16 protein-coding genes and 1 pseudogene are annotated in these 20878 nt (G+C 60.7%); 6 read left to right on the top strand and 11 right to left on the bottom strand.

Translation table 11 applies throughout. The annotated features are described in order from the left end of the window. The 4 genes and pseudogenes from HRH33_RS15185 to HRH33_RS15170 form a co-directional block, all read right to left on the bottom strand. Positions 1-1370, bottom strand: a pseudogene (locus HRH33_RS15185) (IS3 family transposase). 1111 nt (positions 1371-2481) lie between these two features. After that, a complete protein-coding gene (locus HRH33_RS15180; protein ID WP_167418043.1) occupies positions 2482-3168 on the bottom strand; it encodes a GntR family transcriptional regulator in 687 nt (228 codons plus the stop codon). Positions 3169-3185: 17 nt separating this feature from the next. Then, positions 3186-3887: a FadR/GntR family transcriptional regulator gene (locus HRH33_RS15175; RefSeq protein WP_034098214.1), complete on the bottom strand. Its 702-nt coding sequence runs from the start codon at positions 3885-3887 to the stop codon at positions 3186-3188. 70 nt (positions 3888-3957) lie between these two features. Next, positions 3958-5283 (bottom strand): C4-dicarboxylate transporter DctA, encoded by a 1326-nt coding sequence (locus HRH33_RS15170; protein ID WP_169867879.1) that lies wholly within the window; start codon positions 5281-5283, stop codon positions 3958-3960. Between the two features lie 218 nt (positions 5284-5501). Between HRH33_RS15170 and HRH33_RS15165 the strand changes: the two genes are divergently transcribed. Further along, a complete protein-coding gene (locus HRH33_RS15165; protein ID WP_167418042.1) occupies positions 5502-6131 on the top strand; it encodes a DNA-3-methyladenine glycosylase I in 630 nt (209 codons plus the stop codon). A 115-nt stretch (positions 6132-6246) separates the two neighbouring features. Here HRH33_RS15165 and pdxR read toward each other — a convergent pair whose 3' ends face one another. From pdxR to HRH33_RS15145, 4 genes are all read right to left on the bottom strand, one after another. Next, positions 6247-7680: a MocR-like pyridoxine biosynthesis transcription factor PdxR gene (pdxR, locus tag HRH33_RS15160; RefSeq protein WP_167418041.1), complete on the bottom strand. Its 1434-nt coding sequence runs from the start codon at positions 7678-7680 to the stop codon at positions 6247-6249. Between the two features lie 70 nt (positions 7681-7750). Further along, positions 7751-8518 (bottom strand): SDR family oxidoreductase, encoded by a 768-nt coding sequence (locus tag HRH33_RS15155; RefSeq protein ID WP_034098207.1) that lies wholly within the window; start codon positions 8516-8518, stop codon positions 7751-7753. A 9-nt stretch (positions 8519-8527) separates the two neighbouring features. Beyond that, the gene (locus HRH33_RS15150) at positions 8528-9595 is read right to left on the bottom strand and encodes a phosphotransferase family protein (protein WP_034098205.1); all 1068 of its coding nucleotides are present in this window, start codon (positions 9593-9595) and stop codon (positions 8528-8530) included. A gap of 129 nt (positions 9596-9724) precedes the next feature. Continuing rightward, complete coding sequence (locus HRH33_RS15145) at positions 9725-10678, bottom strand: 2-hydroxyacid dehydrogenase (RefSeq protein ID WP_167418040.1); 954 nt, start codon at positions 10676-10678, stop codon at positions 9725-9727. 261 nt (positions 10679-10939) lie between these two features. Between HRH33_RS15145 and HRH33_RS15140 the strand changes: the two genes are divergently transcribed. Further along, positions 10940-12217, top strand: coding sequence for a serine/threonine transporter (locus HRH33_RS15140; protein WP_167418039.1), 1278 nt, complete (start codon positions 10940-10942; stop codon positions 12215-12217). A 122-nt stretch (positions 12218-12339) separates the two neighbouring features. Here HRH33_RS15140 and acnB read toward each other — a convergent pair whose 3' ends face one another. Continuing rightward, positions 12340-14949: a bifunctional aconitate hydratase 2/2-methylisocitrate dehydratase gene (gene acnB, locus HRH33_RS15135; protein WP_034098200.1), complete on the bottom strand. Its 2610-nt coding sequence runs from the start codon at positions 14947-14949 to the stop codon at positions 12340-12342. A 398-nt stretch (positions 14950-15347) separates the two neighbouring features. Between acnB and HRH33_RS15130 the strand changes: the two genes are divergently transcribed. Next, positions 15348-15818: a DUF1289 domain-containing protein gene (locus HRH33_RS15130; protein WP_034098199.1), complete on the top strand. Its 471-nt coding sequence runs from the start codon at positions 15348-15350 to the stop codon at positions 15816-15818. Positions 15819-15952: 134 nt separating this feature from the next. Here HRH33_RS15130 and HRH33_RS15125 read toward each other — a convergent pair whose 3' ends face one another. Continuing rightward, positions 15953-16816, bottom strand: a complete 864-nt coding sequence (locus HRH33_RS15125) for a universal stress protein (RefSeq protein WP_167418038.1) — start codon at positions 16814-16816, stop codon at positions 15953-15955. Between the two features lie 150 nt (positions 16817-16966). Between HRH33_RS15125 and HRH33_RS15120 the strand changes: the two genes are divergently transcribed. Continuing rightward, positions 16967-17569 (top strand): MiaE family protein, encoded by a 603-nt coding sequence (locus tag HRH33_RS15120; protein ID WP_034138336.1) that lies wholly within the window; start codon positions 16967-16969, stop codon positions 17567-17569. On the opposite strand, the gene HRH33_RS15115 is transcribed toward HRH33_RS15120, so the two are convergent. After that, positions 17525-18724, bottom strand: a complete 1200-nt coding sequence (locus HRH33_RS15115; RefSeq protein WP_167418037.1) for an MFS transporter — start codon at positions 18722-18724, stop codon at positions 17525-17527. The two genes, HRH33_RS15120 and HRH33_RS15115, sit on opposite strands and share 45 nt — an antisense overlap. Positions 18725-18884: 160 nt before the next feature. Between HRH33_RS15115 and HRH33_RS15110 the strand changes: the two genes are divergently transcribed. Then, a complete protein-coding gene (locus HRH33_RS15110) occupies positions 18885-19592 on the top strand; it encodes a winged helix-turn-helix domain-containing protein (protein ID WP_167418036.1) in 708 nt (235 codons plus the stop codon). Continuing rightward, on the top strand, positions 19593-20870 hold the full coding sequence (locus HRH33_RS15105; RefSeq protein WP_167418035.1) for an ATP-binding protein: 1278 nt from the start codon (positions 19593-19595) through the stop codon (positions 20868-20870). The last annotated feature ends 8 nt before the right edge of the window (positions 20871-20878 follow it).

The following is a 20878-nucleotide window of genomic DNA, read 5'->3' as shown; positions in this document are numbered from 1 at the left end:
CTAGGCTACAGCGGAACGGGCTCTGTACTCTACAGGGCTCAGTCCGCCAAGCTTCGTTTTGATTCGCTTATGGTTGTAGTAATGGATGTATTGATCCAGTCCAGCCTGCAACTGAGCCGCGCTGTCGAAGCTTTCGCGGTAGTAAAACTCTGACTTTAACGTGCCGAAGAAGCTCTCCATCGTGGCGTTGTCATAGCAGTTTCCTTTGCGTGACATGCTTTGTTCCAGCCCCGCCTGTTCTAGTCGCTCGCGATACTTCGAGTATCGATAGTGCCAGCCTTGATCCGAGTGCAGCATGGGTTTAGCGCCCTCAGGCAGGCGCTCGAGCGCTCGCTCCAGCATGTCGCCAACCAGGGCATATTGGGGGCGTATGGCGGTCTGATAAGCCACGATTTCTCCGTTGTATAAGTCCAAGATCGGCGACAGATACAGCTTTTTACCTGCCACTTTGAACTCGGTGACATCCGTCACCCATTTCTGATTCGGCTTTTCGGCTTCGAACCGACGAGCCAAGGTATTGGGTGAGATTTCTCCCATCGGCCCTTTATATGCTCTGTATTTGGTCGCACCGTGCATTTGAGCCCCAACGCTCCCATCAATCGTCGTACCGTTTTACCGTTGATCTGTAGTCTTTCTTTGCGCAGTTCCAGCGTCATACGGCGGTAGCCCAGGCGCCCTTTATGCTCTTCCTGAAGGCTCTGGATCGAGGCTTTGACTGAGACGAAGCGGTCCGCAACGCCCATGACCTTGAGTTGGTAGTAGTACGTGCTTCGCGCCAGCCCTAGCAGTTTGAGCAGGTCCGCCAGCGGAAAGTTTTGTCTCAGCTCAGTGACTATTCGAGCTTTTTCTTCGCTTCGTTCTCCCGCCTGATCACCGCCTCGCCTAACTCTCCAAGCTTTTTTAGGTAGGCGTTCTCCATGCGCAAATACTGAAGTTCATCCAGCAGGGCTTTGTGCGCAAGCTCCTCTTTTGTAAGGGGGCGGCAGATTTACGCAGTTTGGCAGGTGGCTTTGGCATAGCGGTATTCAGTCCTTTTTCCCTGAGGCCAGGGCTTCAATACCGCCACTGTAATACTGCTGCTGCCATCTGCCCACTTGGGTGGAGTCACCCAGGTTGAAAAGCGCCGCTGCGCGGCGCAAGGAGAGGGAGTCGCGCCACATGCGTTGCAGAACGGAAAACTTGAACAGCGCGCTGTAACGCCCACCGGCACTGCTCAGACTGGCCTCACCGTGCAGCCGGTAAGCCTCCACCCAACGGCGAAGCAAGGTGGGGTCCATTTGAAATTGAGCGGCGATACGGCGAAAACCCCGGCCTCGTTCAAGAAAAGCCGTAATGGCGGAAAGCTTGAACTGCGTCGTGTACTTGCTCATGAAAAAGCCCCAAGAGTTGGATAGGTGTCCAACTTTTGGGGCGCACTTCAGTGTATCAGTCATGTATAGGTTGGCTGACACACTGTCATCGGGGGCAAGCCCCCTCCCACATTTGGGCTTCAGTTGGCTTCAGGTTTATATGCGGGCTTGGCCAGCAAGAGGCATGGAAAGCACCCTGGCACCCAGCCTGGCGCGTACAAAATTGTGGGAAAGCATCAGTCCTGGCACCCAGCCTGGCGCGTACAGGCATGGAAAGCACCCTGGCACCCAAAGGTTGGCGGGAGGGGGCTTGCCCCCGATAGTGGTGCATCAGTCATGTACAGGTTGGCTGACACACTGCCATCGGGGGCAAGCCCCCTCCCACATTTGGTTCTCAGTTGGCTTCAGGTTTGTATGCGGGCTTGGCCAACAAGAGGCATGGAAAGCACCCTGGCACCCAGCCTGGCGCGTACAAAATTGTGGGAGGGGGCTTGCCCCCGATAGTGGTGCATCAGTCATGTATAGGTTGGCTGACACACTGCCATCGGGGGCAAGCCCTCTCCCATATTTGGGTCTCAGTTGGCTTCAGGTTTATATGCGGGCTTGGCCAGCAAGAGGCATGGAAAGCACCCTGGCACCCAGCCTGGCGCGTACAAAATTGTGGAGGGGGCTTGCCCCCGATAGTGGTGCATCAGTCATGTACAGGTTGGCTGACACACTGTCATCGGGGGCAAGCCCTCTCCCATATTTGGGCATCAGTTGGCTTCAGGTTTGTATGCGGGCTTGGCCAGCAAGAGGCATGGAAAGCACCCTGGCACCCAGCCTGGCGCGTACAAAATTGTGGGAGGGGGCTTGCCCCCGATAGTGGTGCATCAGTCATGTATAGGTTGACTGACACACTGCCATCGGGGGCAAGCCCTCTCCCATATTTGGGTCTCAGTTGGCTTCAGGTTTGTATGCGGGCTTGGCCAGCAAGAGGCATAGAAAGCACCCTGGCACCCAGCCTGGCGCGTACAAAATTGTGGGAGGGGGCTTGCCCCCGATGGTGGTGTATCAGTCATGTACAGGTTGGCTGACACACTGCCATCGGGGGCAGGCCCTCTCCCATATTTGGATCTTCATTATCTGAAGGTCAGTGATGTTTCAGTAGTTTGCTTTCCAGGTGATCCAGGTGTTGGGTCATCAGGCTCACCGCAGTGTTTGAGTCGCGCTGCTCAATCGCATCCACAATCGCCACATGTTCCTGCCACGCGCAATACGTGCAGGCTTTTGCTTCAAATTGGGCGATGACCAACGATGTCAATGGCACCAGGCTGTTGAGGAACTGTGCCAACGGCGCATTACCGGCGATCGCGGCCAACTGCAAATGAAACTCCCCTGATAATCGAATCGCCGGCCCACGCTGGTCGCGCTCAATGCACTCGCGTTCGCGGGCGATCAGATCGCGCAAGGGGCGAATCTGCGCGGGTGTGGCCTGGGCGCAGGCCAATTGCACCACGGTGACTTCGGTCATGCGCCGGGCTTCGAGGATTTGTCGGGCTTGCAGGCTGTCCGGCGCGGCGACCTGGGCGCGTTGATTGGGACGCAAGATAATCACCTGCTGATGGGACAGTTTGGCCAGCACCCGGCGAATCACGCTGCGGCTCACGCCGAAGGTTTCGCCCAGGCCTTCTTCGGTAAAGCGGCTGGACGGGGCGATGCGTTGTTCGAGGATGGCGTCGAACAGGCGCGGGTAGATGTCGTCCACCGAGGGTTTTTTACCGGCCACCAGGCGCAGGGCAGGCAGGCTCGGGTTGCGTTGCAAGGCGTGGGCGGTCATGGCCGGTCTCCAAAAAATCAGCTGCCGAGATGGTCATCCGGGATGTTCAGGGCGATGCCCATGCGCAGACCTTCCTGGAGGATATGCCGACGCATTTCGGCGCTGGCCAGGGCGCTGTTCTTGTTACGTATGGCGCGCACCACGGCTTCGTTTTCCTGCAGGCGTTCGGCCAGGTGCTCAGGCGAGTTACGCAGCACCTGGGCGCTTTGCTTGAGGGCGTTGCGGGTCTGCTGCACCACGTTCTGGAAGATCGGGTTGGAAGTCAGCGCGAACAGCTCTTCATGAAAATCGACATAGGCGTTCAGGCCCGCTTCGGCATCGCCGGCGTCCAGGGCTTCGCGCATGTCCATCAGGGTCAGGCGTAACTGGCCGACTTCCTTGCTGCTGATGGACTGGGCCACCAGGCCGACGATAAAGGGTTCGAGGGTGTAGCGCAGTTGCAGAATATCTTCGAGGCTGGCGTCGGCTACGGCGTCGCTGGACTGCGGATCGCTGACGCTGGTCTCTAACACGACCACGCCTTTGCCGGGCATGGAACGCACCAGGCCGAGGGTTTCCAGTACGATCACCGCTTCACGCAGACTAGGGCGGCTGATGCCCAGCTGTTCGGCCAGTTCGCGCTGGCCGGGGAGCATTTCACCACGGCGCCACTGACCCCGCGCCAGGGCGGCGCGTAGTTTTTCTACCACTGAATTGACGACGGTTGAGGTGCTGATCACGTCGATGGCTCCTTGATGATGCAGATACGGTGGGAGCAGTTTTGCCGCTCCCACCTGGGTAGTGTCGCCTTCAGAATTCCTGGTGCGCCGGCAATACCGGTTTCTTGGCCTGGAAGGCATAACCCTGCTGGCCGTCCAATACCTTATTGGCGCGCTGGAGGTCGATGTCTTTTTCCCAGCGGGCAATGGCCACGGTGGCGACGCAGTTGCCGATCAGGTTAGTCAATGCGCGGCCGATGCCCATAAACCAGTCCACCGCCAGCACCAGCACCAGGCCCACCACCGGAATCGCTGGGATCGCGGTGAGGGTGGCCGCCAGAATCACCAGCGCCGAACCGGGGATGCCATGGGCGCCCTTGGAGGTGATCAGCGACACCAGCAGGATGGTCAGCAGGTCGGTCATCGACAGCGGTGTGCCGGTGGCGTTGGCGATAAATACGATGGCCAGGGTCAGGTAGATCGAGAACCCGTCGAGGTTGAACGAGTAGCCGGTCGGAATCACGAGGCCCACGGTGGAACTGCCAATACCCAAGTGCTCCAGTTTGCGCATGATCTGAGGCAGCACGGCGTCGGAAGAGGCGGTGCCCATCACGATCAGCAGCTCTTCACGCAAGTACTTGAGCAGCGGCAGCATGCGCAGGCCCGACAGGCGCATCACCACGCCGAGGATCACGCCGACAAAGGCAAAGCAGGTCAGGTAGAAAAGGCCCACCAGGCTGCCCAGGTGTTGCAGGGAATCCAGGCCGTAGGTGCTGGTGGTGAAGGCGATGGCGCCGAACACGCCAATGGGCGCCAGGCGCACGATCATGCCCATGATGCGGAAAATCACATGGCTCAATTCGTTGATCAGTCGCGAAATGCCCGACGCCGCTTCGCCCACCAGGTTCAGCGCGCTGCCGAACAGCACTGAAAACAGTAGGACTTGCAGCACGTTGTTGTCGGCAAACGCACCGATCACTGAGTTGGGGATCAGGTCCATCAGGAATTGGCTGGTGCCGCGGATGTGCTGGCCCTTGTCGGCCAGTTCGTTCAGGCCGGCGGACGAAAGCTGTTCCAGATGAATATTGGCGCCGGTGCCGATGCCGGTGCTGAACGCCATAACCAGGCCGATCACTAACGCGATGGTGGTCAGCACTTCGAAATAGATCACCGACTTAAGGCCGATGCGCCCGACTTTTTTCAGGTCGCCGGCGCCGGAAATGCCGCTGACCACTACGCAGAACACGATCAGGCCGATCAGCATCTTGATCAGTTTGATAAAGCCGTCGCCGAGGGGTTTGAGTTGCGAAGAGAATTCGGGAAGGGCCAGGCCGCAAACAACGCCTAACATCAGGCCGATCACGACTTGCAGGAAAATCGAACGCGAGCACCATCTGAGCATGGGAGGGATCTCTATTCGGCGCCCTGGTGGTTCCAGGGCTTAATTGTTGTGGTCATACCGGTAAGTCCAGTGCGGGGCCAGTCTACGCCGGGTTTTTTTGAAATCACAAGTAATAATTCGGCGGTTGGCAGGTCCCGGTCTGACCAGTGGGTCGGTAAGGGCGATGCTTGAGCGGTTGGCGGCGTGCGAAATTTTTCGCTTATCATCCGGCGCTCGGCACAGAAGGGGGGCGAATGGACACACCAGGTTTGAGCACCGATAAGCACGGGCACCGACACTGCGCCTGGCGCGGTGCCGCGCCGGAATACCTGCATTACCACGACCATGAGTGGGGCGTGCCGGTGGCCGATGATAGTCAGCTGTACGAGAAAATCTGCCTGGAAGGGTTTCAGGCGGGGATGGCGTGGATCACCATCCTGCGCAAGCGCGAGCAGTTTCGTGCAGCGTTCGACGGCTTTGATTTTCGCCGCGTGGCGCAGTACGGCGAGGCGGACATCCTGCGTCTGATGCAGAACCCGGGTATCGTGCGTAATCGAGCGAAGATCGTCTCCACCATCAACAATGCGCGGCGTGCCTGTGAACTGGTGGACGAGACCGGTTCTCTGGCGCAGTGGTTATGGGCCTTCGAACCCGGCCCGCAAGAGCGCCCGGCCGTGGTGGACCTGGCTTACTGGACGGGTAACCCGACATCACCGGCCTCGGTGCGATTGTCCAAGGCGCTGAAGAAGCGTGGTTGGACGTTTGTAGGGCCAACCACGATGTATGCGCTGATGCAGGCGATGGGGATGGTCAATGACCATCTCGAAGGATGCGCATGCCGCCCGCAGATTGAAGCGCTGCGGCGCCAGTTCAAGCGCCCCTGAATTGCCGAATCGGGCGATTGAAACTGTGGGAGGGGGCTTGCCCCCGATGACGCTGGGTCAGTCGACCTCTCGTTAACTGACCCAAAATCAAGCCCGGCGGCCGGGTTATAGAACGTCACGCAATCTTCAGCAGAATATCGCGCACCCTGTCCAGGGCCGGGTCGATATCCAGCAGTTCAATGGCGCCGAACCCGACAATCAAGCCTGCACGCACCGGCGTGTCATGGAAGAACACCTCCAGTGGGTATAGGCCGACGTCCACCTGGCGCGCCAGCTCCCGTAGCAGCGCAATATTGACCGGCACCTTGCACAGCGCCGCCAGGTGGAACCCCGCCACTGTGGGCACCGTTTCGAACCATGGCGACAGATCGCCCGCCAGGCGCTCCAGGATACGTTCGCGGCGTCCGGCGTATACCGTGTGGCAGCGTCGGATGTGCTTGAGCAGGTAGCCCTCGCTGATGAACTTGGCCAATGCCCACTGCGGCAGCGTGGAACTGTGCTGGTCGGTCAGTTGCTTGGCCTTGAGCACCGCGCCGTGGATCGCCGGTGGCAGCACCACGTAGCCCAGGCGCAACTCGGGCAGCAGGGTCTTGGAAAAGGTGCCGACGTAAGCCACTACGCCGCGACTGTCCAGGCTTTGCAGGGAGTCGGTAGGGCGGCCCTCGTAACGGAATTCGCTGTCGTAGTCGTCTTCGATGATGATCGCACCCAGGTCGAACGCACGCGCCAGCAAGGCTTCGCGGCGCGCCGGGCTCATGGGCATGCCCAGGGGGAATTGATGGGACGGGGTGACGTAGATCAGGCGCGTGCCGTCGGGGATCTGGTCGACCCGGATACCCTGTGCGTCCACGGGCACGCTGGCGACATGGGCGCCCCGTGCCGTGAACAGTTGGCGCGCGGGGGTGTAGCCGGGGTCTTCCATGGCGACAATGCTGCCCGGTTCCAACACCACGCGGGCGAGCAGGTCCAGTGCCTGTTGCGCGCCGTTGGTGACCACGATGTCGCTGTCGCGGCATTTGACCCCTCGGGAAAACGCGATATGCCCGGCGATGGCACTGCGCAACGCCGGCAGCCCTTCGGGTTGACTGTAGAAGCCGCTGTGCTCGGCGATACGCCGTAGGGCATGCTGGGTGCAGCGCCGCCATTCATCCAGGGGGAACTGCTGGCGGCTGGTGGCGCCGCCGATAAATTCGTAGCGCAGGCGCTTGTCGTTGGCGGGGTGATGCATGGGCGAGGGCAGTGCCTGCCACTTCGCCAGGTTGGCGGAGCAGGCCAGGTCTGTAGCGGTTTGTACGCGATCAGGTTGTGGTGCCCAGGCGTTGACGAAGGTCCCGCGGCCAATCCTGCCGACCAGCAGGCCTTCATAGGTCAACGTGGCGTAGGTATCGGACACCGTCTTGCGCGAGACGCCCAATTGCTCGGCCAGCAAGCGGCTGGGCGGCAGTTGCGCACCTGCCGTGAGACGCCCGGCGGCGATGGCTTCGCGCAACTGCTGATAAAGCTGCGCAGCGAGGTCCTTACGCCCGTTGATGACGATGTGGAGTTCCATGTTTCATCCTGAGACAGATCGATCGGCGCCAAGATTACTCGCAAATCGATCTGTACCGCTGCGCCGGCACTCAGGACAGGAAGCCACCGTCCACATTCAGCGACACGCCGGTGGTGTAGCTGGAGGCGTCGCTGGCCAGGAACAGTACTGCACCCGCCATCTCGCTCGGGTCGGCTACGCGCTTGAGGGGGATCTGCGCCAGGGCCATTTTCAGGATCGAGTCGTTCTTGACCAGCGCCGAGGCGAATTTGGTGTCGGTCAGGCCCGGCAGCAGCGCGTTGCAGCGTATACCGAACTCGGCGCATTCCTTGGCGAACACCTTGGTCATGTTGATCACCGCGGCCTTGGTCACCGAGTAAATGCCCTGGAATATGCCGGGCGAGATGCCGTTGATCGAGGCCACGTTGATGATGCTGCCGCCGCCGTTTTCGCGCATCAGCTTGCCGGCTTCCACCGACATGAAGAAGTAGCCACGGATGTTCACGTCCACGGTTTTTTGGAACGCGCCGAGGTCGGTGTCCAGCACATTGCAGAACTGCGGGTTGGTGGCGGCGTTGTTGACCAGGATGTCCAGGCGCCCGAACTGCTCGCGAATACCGGCGAATACTTGGCTGATCTGCTCCATTTCACCGATGTGGCAGGCCACCGCTGTGGCCTTGCCGCCGTCGGCGATGATCGCATCGGCCACATGCTGGCAGCCTTCGAGCTTGCGGCTGGACACGATCACATGGGCGCCTTGCTGGGCCAGCAACTTGGCGATGGCCTCGCCGATGCCACGGCTGGCGCCGGAGACAAATGCGATCTTGCCGTCGAGGTCGAACAGGTGGGTCTTGGACATGGGGATTCCTTAAAGGGCTGATTTGCTGATGACATTCAGGCTCATCTGCTCGAGCAATGCGTTCATCTGGATGAACTGCGCGAAGCGTTTGTCCTGGGTCTGGCCATGGAAGAAACGGTAGTAGATCTGCTGCACGATGCCGGCCAGGCGGAACAGGCCGTAGGTGTAATAGAAATCGAAGTTATCAATCCGGATGCCCGCGCGTTCGGCGTAGTAGTCAACGAATTCTCGGCGAGTGAGCATGCCCGGCGCGTTGCTCGGCTGGCGGCGCATCAATTGCACCGGCGCCGGGTCGGCGGCTTCGATCCAGTAGGCGAGGGTGTTGCCCAGGTCCATCAGCGGATCGCCCAAGGTGGTCAGTTCCCAATCCAGCACGCCAATGATCTGCATCGGGTTATGCGGGTCGAGGATCACGTTGTCGAAGCGGTAGTCGTTATGCACGATGCTGGAGGTGGGGTGATCGGCCGGCATCTTGTCGTTGAGCCACGCGCGTACCGCCTCCCATTTTGGCGCATCGGGGGTCAGGGCTTTTTCGTAGCGGTCGCTCCAGCCGCGAATCTGCCGTGCCACGTAGCCTTCGGGCTTGCCCAGGTCGGCCAGGCCGCAAGCGGTGTAGTCGACCTGATGCAGTTCCACGAATTTGTCGATAAAGCTTTTGCACAGTGCCTGAGTCTTCGCTGCGTCCAGGCCCAGCTCGGCGGGCAGGTCGGAGCGCAGGATGATGCCGTTGACGCGCTCCATCACATAAAACTCGGCGCCGATCACCGACTCATCGGTGCAATGCACGTAGGCCTTGGGACAGTAGGGGAAGCCATCCTTCAGTTGGTTGAGAATGCGGAACTCGCGGCCCATGTCGTGGGCGGACTTGGCTTTGTGCCCAAAAGGTGGGCGGCGCAGTACGAATTCCTGATCGGGGTATTCCAGCAGGTAAGTCAGGTTGGAGGCGCCACCGGGAAACTGGCTGATGGTGGGCGTGCCGCTCAACCCCGGGATGTGGGCCTTGAGGTAGGGATCGATCAGGCCGGCATCAAGTTCCTCGCCGGGGCGAATCTGGGTGGATTGGTCGTTCAGCGCCATGCTTATCCCTTCTGCTTATTCTAAAGGCCTCGGACTATTGGCTAATCTAATGCGCGCCACCGCCCAGCCACAAGGTCGGGGCGGTTTAATAGGTTAGCGTGTTGCAGGATGATCAACGTGCCTGATCGGTCATTTTACGGGCGGGGGCAGGGCGACCGGGGTGAGCACCGGGCGCCCGGCGAAATACTCCACCAGATTGTCGGCCACGCGCTGCACGGTGTCATGGGCGGCCTCGGGCGACAGCCCGGCGACATGGGAGGTGAGTACGGTATTGCCCAGGCGCTTGAGGGCGTCGGGCACCTTGGGTTCGTCGTCGAACACATCCAGCGCCGCACCGGCGATGCGCCGCTGTTCGAGGGCGGCAATCAGGTCGGCGGTGACCACCACGCTGCCACGTCCGATGTTCACCAAATAGCCATGGGGGCCGAGGGCGTCCAGTACGCGCCGGTCGATCAGGTGCCGGGTGCCGTCGCCGCCGGGCGTGGCCAGAATCAAGAAGTCTGCGGTGCGCGCCAGATCCAGGGCCGTGGCGCAGTAGGTGTAGTCCACATCATCCCGAGGTTGGCGATTGTGGTAACTGATCTCCATGCCAAAGCCCAAGGCCGCGCGTTTGGCGATCTCCAGGCCGACGGCGCCGAGCCCGAGAATGCCCAGGTGTTTGCCGCCCAGGGATGGGCGCATCACTTTGGGCCACTCGCCGCGCCGCACGGCGGCGTCGTTCTGCGGGATGCCGCGTACCAGTGACAGCAACAGCGCCATGGCGTGGTCGGCCACCGACGGTGCATTCACGCCGGCGCCGTTTGTAACCACGATCCCGCGATTGCTGGCGGCTTGCAGGTCGACGTGTTCATAACCGGCGCCGATCACGCAGATGATCTCCAGCTGTGGCAAGGCGGCGATTTCCTCGGCGTACAGGCCCAATGGGCCACGGGTCAGCACGGCCTGGATCTGCCCGCCGTGGGCTTTGATGGCGTGGGCGCGTTCGGCGGGCGTCGGCGCCAGGATCACATGAAAGTCGTTGCTTTCGATGATGGGCAGGTAGTCGTTGATGGTTTCAACCAGGACCAGAACAGTGGTGGTCATCGCAAGGCTCTTCCTTGGAGGGTAGACAGGACCAGTATGCTGGATTTGTAAGACAGAGCGTTTTATCGGGAAGGAAAATTTACTGCTCGTGGGATCGGGCAAGTTCGTGACTGTTTGCGGCTGCACCGGTCAACCATTCCTCAGCTAAGTCTTTGCTTCTCCACGAGAATCCCGGACAATCCGGCCCCTTCTACGATCGGGGCGCTGCCTGTCAGGTTTTTCTGACTCGTCCCGGCTGTGTAAATGCGGAGATCCGACTGGATGAATGATCAGGCCAATAGCGTCGACGAACGCTATGCAACGACACCTGCAACCCTCACGCGCTGGAGCCGCCAGGACACCACCTGGATGCTCGGCCTGTTCGGCACCGCCATTGGCGCCGGTACTTTGTTCTTGCCGATCAACGCAGGACTGGGCGGCTTCTGGCCCCTGGTGATCCTGGCGCTGCTGGCATTCCCGATGACGTTCTTCGCCCACCGTGGCCTGACGCGGTTCGTGCTGTCCGGTCGTGAAGGCTCCGACATTACCGACGTGGTGGAAGAGCATTTCGGTATCAAGGCCGGGGCGTTGATCACGTTGCTGTACTTCTTCGCGATTTTCCCGATCCTGCTGATCTACAGCGTGGCGCTGACCAACACCGTCGGCAGTTTTATGGAGCACCAACTGCACATCCTGCCGCCGCCACGGGCGATCCTGTCGTTCGTGCTGATCCTGGGCCTGCTGGCCGTGGTGCGCTGCGGCGAGCAGGTGATCGTCAAGGCCATGAGTCTGATGGTGTATCCGTTTATCGTCGCCTTGCTGTTCCTGGCGGTGTACCTGGTGCCGCACTGGACCGGCGGCATCCTCAGCACCGCCCGCGAGGTGCCGGCGCCATCGGCGTTGCTCAATACGCTGTGGCTGGCGATTCCGGTGATGGTGTTCTCGTTCAACCACTCGCCGATCATTTCGGCGTTCGCGGTGGATCAGAAGCGCCAATACGGCGCCAATGCCGATGAGCGCAGCTCGCAGATCCTGTCCCGCGCGCACCTATTGATGGTGGCGATGGTGCTGTTTTTCGTGTTCAGTTGCGTGCTGACTCTGTCGCCGGCCCAGTTGGCCGAAGCCAAGGCGCAGAACCTGTCGATCCTGTCGTACCTGGCCAACCACTTCAACAACCCGACCATCGCGTTCGCCGCGCCGCTGATCGCGTTCGTGGCAATCGCCAAGTCGTTCCTGGGGCACTACATCGGTGCCAGTGAAGGCCTCAAGGGCTTGGTGCTTAAAACCGGTCTCCGCCCGGCCGCCAAGACCCTGGACCGTATGACTGCCGCCTTCATGCTGGTGGTGTGCTGGATCGTCGCCACGCTCAACCCCAGCATCCTCGGCATGATCGAGACCCTCGGCGGCCCGGTGATTGCGTCGATCCTGTTCCTGATGCCGATGTACGCTATCCGCAAAGTGCCGGCCATGGCCAAATACCGTGGGCAGGCGTCCAACGTGTTTGTCACGGCGGTTGGTCTGGTGGCGATTACGGCGTTGGTGTATTCGCTGATGGCTTAAGTGGTGTGGGAGGGGCTGGTCCTCTCCCGCCATTGTTTTGTCTTGGCACCAATGGCTTATTCCAGGCACAAAAAAACGCCGCGTATCTTGCGATACGCGGCGTTTTTCACATCAACACACCGTTAGGCTTGCAGCACCGGGATGTTGGCGCTGGCCGCGATCTTGCGGAACTCGGCGATCTGGTCGAAGTTCAGGTAGCGGTAGACGTCGCTGGCCATGGTGTCCAGCTTGGCCGCGTAGCCCATGTACTCCTCGACGGTCGGCAGGCGACCCAGGGTCGAAGCGACAGCCGCCAGCTCAGCCGAAGCCAGGTAGACGTTCGCGCCGTCACCCAGACGGTTCGGGAAGTTACGGGTCGACGTCGACACCACGGTGGAGTTCGGTTCTACCCGTGCCTGGTTACCCATGCACAGCGAGCAGCCCGGCATTTCCATGCGTGCGCCAGCCTTGCCGTAGATGCCGTAGTAGCCTTCTTCGGTCAGTTGGTGAGCGTCCATCTTGGTCGGCGGCGACAGCCACAGACGGGTTGGCAGCTGACCCTTGACCTGTTCCAGCAACTTACCGGCAGCGCGGAAGTGACCGATGTTGGTCATGCACGAACCGATGAACACTTCGTCGATCTTCTCGCCGGCAACGCTGGACAGCAGACGGGCATCGTCCGGGTCGTTCGGTGCGCAGAGGATCGGCTCGTTGATCTCGGCCAGGTCGATCTCGATGATTTCGGCGTATTCGGCGTCGGCATCGGCTTCCATCAGCTCCGGGTTGGCGACCCAGGCTTCCATCGCTTGGGCGCGACGTTCCAGGGTGCGTGCATCGCCGTAGCCTTCACCGATCATCCAGCGCAGCAGGGTGATGTTGGAGTTCAGGTACTCGGTGATGGACTCTTTGGACAGCTTGATGGTGCAACCGGCAGCCGAACGTTCGGCCGAGGCGTCGGACAGCTCGAACGCTTGCTCCAGGGTCAGGTCGTTCAGACCTTCGATTTCCAGGATGCGGCCGGAGAAGGCGTTTTTCTTGCCTTTCTTCTCTACGGTCAACAGGCCAGCCTGGATCGCGTAGTAAGGAATGGCATGAACCAGGTCACGCAGGGTGATGCCGGGTTTCATTTTGCCTTTGAAGCGCACCAGGATCGATTCCGGCATGTCCAGCGGCATGACGCCGGTGGCGGCGGCGAACGCGACCAGACCGGAACCGGCTGGGAACGAGATGCCCATCGGGAAACGGGTGTGGGAGTCGCCGCCGGTGCCGACGGTGTCCGGCAGCAGCATGCGGTTCAGCCAGCTGTGGATGATGCCGTCGCCTGGACGCAGGGATACACCGCCACGGGTCATGATGAAGTCAGGCAGGGTGTGGTGGGTGGTCACGTCGATCGGCTTTGGATAGGCCGCGGTGTGGCAGAACGACTGCATCACCAGATCGGTGGAGAAGCCCAGGCACGCCAGGTCTTTCAGTTCGTCACGGGTCATCGGACCGGTGGTGTCCTGAGAACCTACGGTGGTCATCTTCGGTTCGCAGTAGGTGCCTGGACGCACGCCTTTGCCTTCCGGCAGGCCGCACGCCTTGCCGACCATCTTCTGTGCCAGGGTGAAGCCTTTGCCGGTATCGACCGGGGCTTCTGGCAGCTTGAACAGATCGGTCGGGCCCAGGCCCAGCTCGGCACGGGCCTTGTCGGTCAGGCCACGGCCAATGATCAGCGGGATACGGCCGCCGGCGCGGACTTCGTCCAACAGCACTGGCGTCTTCATTTCGAAGGTGGTCAGGACTTCATCGGTGCCGTGCTTGCAGACTTTGCCAGCATGCGGGTACAGGTCGATCACGTCGCCCATGTGCATGTTGGTGACGTCGAACTCGATTGGCAGTGCGCCGGCATCTTCCATGGTGTTGTAGAAGATCGGAGCGATCTTGCTGCCGAAGCAGAAACCACCGGCACGCTTGTTCGGTACGTAAGGCACGTCGTCGCCGAAGAACCACAGTACGGAGTTGGTAGCGGATTTACGCGACGAACCGGTACCGACTACGTCACCGACGTAGGCGATCGGGAAACCTTGGCCGCGCATCTCTTCGATCTGCTTCATTGGGCCGGTCTTGCCTTGCTCGTCCGGCACGATGCCTTCGCGCGCCATTTTCAGCATGGCCAGGGCGTGCAGCGGGATATCAGGGCGGGACCAGGCGTCCGGGGCAGGGGACAGGTCGTCGGTGTTGGTTTCGCCGGTGACCTTGAACACGCGCAGGCTGATCTTGTCGGCCAGGGTCGGGCGGTTCTTGAACCACTCGCCGTCGGCCCAGGACTGCAGCACCGCTTTGGCGTGTTCGTTACCGTTCTTGGCTTTTTCTGCCACGTCGTGGAACGCATCGAACATCAGCAGGGTGTGCTTGAGTTGAGCGGCGGCAACAGGTGCCAGCTCGGCGTCGTCAAGCAGCTCGACCAGGGTCACGATGTTGTAGCCGCCTTGCATGGTGCCAAGCAGTTCAACGGCGCGCTTCTTGTCGATCAGGGGGGAAGTGGCTTCGCCCTTGGCCAGGGCAGACAGGAAACCGGCCTTGACGTAGGCAGCTTCGTCAACACCTGGTGGAATGCGGTTGGTGATCAGGTCAACGAGGAATTCTTCTTCGCCAGCCGGAGGATTCTTCAGCAGCTCGACCAGGCCTGCGGTTTGTTCGGCGTTAAGCGGCTGGGGAACGATACCCAGGGCTGCACGCTCTTCGATATGTTTGCGGTAGGCTTCAAGCACAGTTATTACCCTCATCAGTGGTCCCACGGGACGCTCATCCAGAAATGAACGGCACGCATGCGCTCGGGGGCTTTTTGGGCCGCAAAGCCAGCGCTGCCGGCATTCCTTACAGAAGCTGCTTTCAAAGTTTTACGCCTGCAGAACGGAGCTGATGAGGGTTGGCGCTGATGCTCGACCTACCGGGTCATTCACCATCGCCAACACCGTTCTGAAGGAACGACTGTGCTCGTGACGCTTTGAAAACAGCTTCCAGCGGATTATTGGCGCCTTACAAGGCCGGATGATTCTACGGCAAAAAAAAACTAAAGGTAAGTTGCCATGTCACGTTTGCCGGGTGATCGAGCTTAGACAAAGGGCTAACATGGCGCACTGTTTCGCTGATTTGCGTGTTGCCGCCCATGTCCAACTCAACCATCAAGACCCCCTGCGTCGGTCTGTGCTCCACGGTCTACGGCGATCTCGTGTGCCGCGGCTGCAAGCGTTTCCATCACGAAGTGATCCAGTGGAACGGTTACGACGAGGAGGCAAAGCGCGCGGTATGGCTGCGCTTGGAGCAGCTGCTGGTGCAGGTGATGGCCGGCAAGCTTGAAGTATTCGACCCGCAGAAACTGCGCTGGCAACTGGAACAGCGCAAGATCCGTTTCGTGCCGCACCAGTCCGAGTACTGCTGGGCGTATCAGTTGATTGCTCGCGGAGCGCGGGTGATTTCCAATTTGGAGGCCTATGGCATGGTGCTGTTGCCGGAGTTTCGTGACTGGGCCCTGCCGGAACTGCGCGATGCTATCGACCGTGAGTTTTTTATCCTGTCCGAGGCCCACTACCAGCGCTATATCGCGCCGGCTTTCCTGAACGATGCGCTGGCTGACTGACAGCGCAATTCCAAATATGAGAGGGGGGCTTGCCCCGAAAGCAATCTGTCAGTTAACACAGGTTGCAACTGACAGGTTGCTTTCGGGGGCAAGCCCCCTCCCACTTTGGATCTCAGTTGTCTTGGAAGTTGGCGTCAGTCCTTGGCAGCCAGCTCTTGCAACTGATCCATCAACGTCTCCGGTTTGAGCACCAGCACATCGCTTTCCACTTTATCCAGCACCACCTCCGCGGTGTTGCCTATCAATGCGCCGGTCAGGCCGGTGCGCGCCACGGTGCCGATAATGGTCACCGCCGCTTGCAGCTTGCTGGCCATATGTGGAATCAGCACATCCGCCGGGCCTTCTTCGATATGCAGGTGGGTATCGTCCACATCGAATTCGGCCTGGAAGGCTTGGCACTGCGCGCGATACCGTGCCTCGATGGTTTCCTTGAGCTGGAACGTGGGGTCTGCCGCCGACAACATCGGTGACGGGTGGGCGCTGATCACATGCAACTGCGCCTTCGCCAAGCTGGCGATGCGGAAGCCATGGTCAATGATCGAATGGTGCAGCGAGCGGTGCTCCACATCGCTGTTGCCCACATCGATGGCGGCCAGGATCACTTTGCCGGCCCACGGTGTGGCGGTTTTGACCAGCAGCACCGGCGCGGGGCAGTAGCGCAGCAATTTCCAGTCTGTCGGTGTCAGCAGGGCCTTTTTCAGCGGGCTATCAGGGTAGTGCTGCTTGATCACCAAACCACAGCCTTCAGCCTGCTGCACCGCGATGACGGTGTCATGCAGGCTATCGTTCCAGGCCTGTTCGGTGGTCACGCTGTAGCCTTCTTCGGTCAGGCTCGCTTTGAGTACGCTGAGCAGCGCGGAGTGCTCGTGTTTGCGGTCGCACACCAACAGATGCAGATGCGCCCCGGTCACCCCGGCGATCAGCTTGGCACGCTTGAGGGCCAGGCTCTCGGAATGTTCGGTTTCAAGGACCACCAGGATGCTGCGGACGTCATGCATGGTCGGTTTCTCCGGAAACAAGGGGGGTGTCACAACTATAGTTGCTCCGCGCCGGGCGTCATGTTGATACACATCAAGCCCGGTGGCTGGTGGTCTGCGGCACGGTCGGTATAATCGGCGCCCTTTTGTGATCCTTTGCCCGTGAGCCCGATGAACCTGCCCGATATCCACGAATTCCTCGGTTGCCGTACCCCTGACGCCTGGGTCCAGGCCGCATTGGCCGATCAGGACACCCTGTTGATCGACCACAAGAACTGTGAATTCAAGGCCGCCAGTACGGCACTGAGCCTGATGGCCAAGTACCACGCCCATGTCGACCTGATCAATATGATGTCGCGCCTGGCCCGGGAAGAGTTGGTGCATCACGAGCAGGTCATGCGCCTGATGAAAAAACGCAAGGTCGAACTGCGCCAGCTGCACGCCGGGCGCTATGCCTCGGGACTGCGCAAAGTGGTGCGCAGCCATGAGCCGGTCAAATTGGTGGATACCCTGGTGGTCGGCGCGTTTATCGAGGCGCGTAGTTGCGAGCGTTTCGAAGCGCTGGTGCCCCATCTGGACGACGAACTCGGCAAGTTCTACTTCGGTCTGCTCAAAAGCGAGGCCCGGCACTTTCAGGGGTACTTGAAGCTGGCCTACCAATATGGCGATGCCAAGGACATCGCCCACGTGATCGAGCGGGTAAGGGCGGCCGAGCAAGAGCTGATCGAGTCACCCGACGTCGAGTTCCGCTTTCACAGTGGCGTGCCAGCCTGAGGCGACCGCCAGGCCGATCAGCGCGGTGATCCCGGTTAGTAACAGGATCACCCTTTGCGTGCCCAGGGGCGTGGCCAACAGCGCAATCGCCAAGCCCGCCAAGGGTTGCGCCAGGTTGTTGAGCAGGGTGATCACCCCCACCGTCTTGCCGAAGTCCTGAACCGGGATCACCCGCTGGCGGGTGCTGCGCAGGTACACGTTGAACATCTTGTCGAAGCCGGTGATCAGCAGGAAACCCACGGTATAGACCCACACATCAGGGCTGATCGCAGTGATCAGCGCACCGATTGCAATCATCGAATACCCCAGCCCACCCATCAGCTTCAAGGGTAAAGTGGCGCGGGCCAGGTAGAACAGAATCGCAATGGTGACCAGCGCCCCGCCAGCCTGGAGCAGGGCGTAGGTGTCCTTGCCCGCGGCGAACTGGCCGGTAACCAACGCCGCCGAGGTCGCCAGCGTGACACCGACGATCAGGTTGACGCCGACCGCCAGAATAATGATGCGCTTCAGCGCCGCCAGGCGGCCGATGTGGCCCAAGGCGATACGCAGCGGTTGCAGCCAGATGTCGGAATGCTGCGCATGACTGGGCAGGCCCATCGAGGTGTGGCGTTGCCAGATCAGCATGGCCAGATCGGCCAGCACAAACAGCCCGGCCACGCCTGCTACCACCCATGGCCAGCTCCATATTTCCAGCAGCAGCGCCGCCAGCAGCGGACCGAGCACCAGCCCGCTCTGATCGGCGATCTGTGAATAGGACAACGTCTTGGCGTAGCTGTACTGTGCGAAGCCATGGGGCATCACGACTTCCCGCGCCATAATGCCCAGGGTCGTCAGCACCCCGCACAGGGCCGACAGGATCACCAACCAATAAATCCCATCGAACAACCCATACAGCGCCACCGCGACCGCACATGCCAATGCCCGATAGACCTGGCTGATATGCAACATCCGCAGCGGCGAAAACTTGTCGCACAACGCGCCGCACACCGGAAATGCCAGGTAGCGCGGCAGGGACTCGACAAAAAACGCAAGGCCCGCCCACGCCACGCTGCCGGTGGTCTGGAATACGAGCAGCGGTACGATAAACAACAGAATCTGGTCCGCCAGCCGCGACAGGAACAGCGACACAAAGAACGCCAGGTAATCTTTGCGCATACAACTCCCTGTGGATGGCGTTAAAAACTGCGGCCTATTTGTTAAAAACTCTTAAAAACATGAAGCTTGGCTTATCGAAGCTGGCCGGCCGCTCAAGTGGTGCAGCTTGCCACCTATACTGCGCGCTCTTCAATCAATCGCCGTTTGCAACTGAGAACCTATGGAAAACCTGGGGCTGGGCAAGGTCCTGCTTGTCGAGGACGACGAGCGGCTGGCAGGGCTGATCGCACATTTTTTGTCGCAGCATGGCTTTGACGTGCGCGTGGTACACCGGGGCGACGAGGCCCTGGCGGCCTTTCTAGACTTCACGCCAAAGATGGTGGTGCTCGATTTGATGCTGCCGGGCCAGAGTGGCTTGCAGGTGTGTCGCGAGATCCGCCGGGTGTCGGACACGCCCATCGTGATCCTCACCGCCAAAGAGGACGATCTGGACCATATCCTGGGCTTGGAGTCCGGTGCCGACGACTACGTGATCAAACCGATCAAACCACCGGTGCTGCTGGCGCGCCTGCGTGCATTGCAACGCCGCCAGGCGCCGGAGCCTACGGTGCGCGGAGCCCTAGCGTTTGGCCGGTTGGCCATCGACCGCAGTTGCCGGGTGGTTAGCCTGGGGGGCGAGCGCATCGACCTGACCACCATGGAGTTCGAGCTGCTCTGGCTGCTGGCCAGCAACGCTGGCAGCATCCTGTCGCGCGATGACATCCTCAACCGTATGCGCGGCATCGCTTTCGATGGCCTCAACCGCAGTGTCGACGTGTACATCAGCAAGCTGCGCGCCAAGCTCAACGACAACCCCCGCGAGCCGGTGTGCATCAAGACCATCTGGGGCAAGGGCTACCTGTTCAATCCATTTGCGTGGGAGGTCTAGGTGCTGCGGCTTTACCTGCGTTTGTATCTGATCCTGGCGTTGGGGCTGGCAGGCGCAATCTGGCTGGTCAACTACACCTTCGACGAGCTGCTGCCCGACGCCAACGAAACCTACAACCGCGAGGCCATGCGTGGCCCGGCGTATGGCGTGGTCGAACAACTGCGGCCATTACCCAGTGCGCAGCGCCAGGCCCGGCTCGCCGAACTGCAAGCGCACTATGGGCTGCGCCTGCAATTGGTGCACAAAGACACCCAGGCGCTAACCTCCCGAGAGCAAGCGCTGCTGGCTCAGGGCCTGCTGGTGGTGCGTGGCGACTTCAAGGAGTTCCTCGCCGCTATCGACGCTGGCCCGCAGTTGCTGGAGATCAAACTGCCGGAAGAGCCCAAATGGCTGTACCTATGGGCCTATGGCCTTCTCGGGGTGTGCCTGGCCCTTGTGCTGTATTTTTGGGTGCGCCCGCATTGGCGCGACCTGGAACACATCCGCCTGGCTGCCCAGCGTTTCGGCGATAACGACCTGGGCTCACGCATCCTGCTGCCGCGCCGCTCCACCGTGCGCGAGCTGGCCGGCCACTTCAACCAGATGGCCGAACGCATCGAAAGCCTGATCGCCAATCAGCGCGAACTCACTAACGCCGTGTCCCACGAATTGCGTACACCGATTGCGCGGTTGTCGTTCGAGCTCGACCAGCTCAAGCAACAGGCCGACCCGCGCCAACGCGGCGAACTGATTGCCGACATGTACGCAGACCTCGGCGAACTGGAAGAGATGGTCTCGGAGTTGCTCACCTACGCCAGCCTGGAACGCGGCGCCACCCAGGTCACCCGCGAGCGCATCGAAGCCCACAGCTGGCTCGACAGCGTGATCGGCAGCGTGGCGCTGGAGGCCGAAGCGGCCGGTGTGCAGTTATCGTTGCGCGTGTGCGAGGTGGATTTTATCCAGATCGAACCGCGCTTTATGGCCCGCGCGGTGATCAACCTGTTGCGCAACGCCATTCGTTACGCCGAACGCCGGGTGCACGTGTCATTGCTTGCATTCGGCAACGGTTATGAAGTGCGCGTGTGTGACGACGGCCCCGGCGTGCCTGAGGACGGACGCGCGAAAATCTTCCAACCCTTCATGCGCCTGGACGCCAGCCGCGACCGCCGCACTGGCGGCTTCGGCCTTGGGCTGGCCTTGGTGCAGCGGGTGTCACAGTGGCACGGCGGGCAGGTCGAGGTGCGGGAGTCGGAATGGGGCGGGGCGTCGTTTCGCATGACCTGGGCGTACGCCGAATAACCCGCAGA

Origin of the sequence: Pseudomonas rhodesiae (genome assembly GCF_013285305.1) — a bacterium.
GTDB lineage: Bacteria > Pseudomonadota > Gammaproteobacteria > Pseudomonadales > Pseudomonadaceae > Aquipseudomonas > Aquipseudomonas rhodesiae.
Note: the sequence above shows the minus strand (reverse complement) of the source record. Positions and strands in the feature narration are given on the sequence as shown.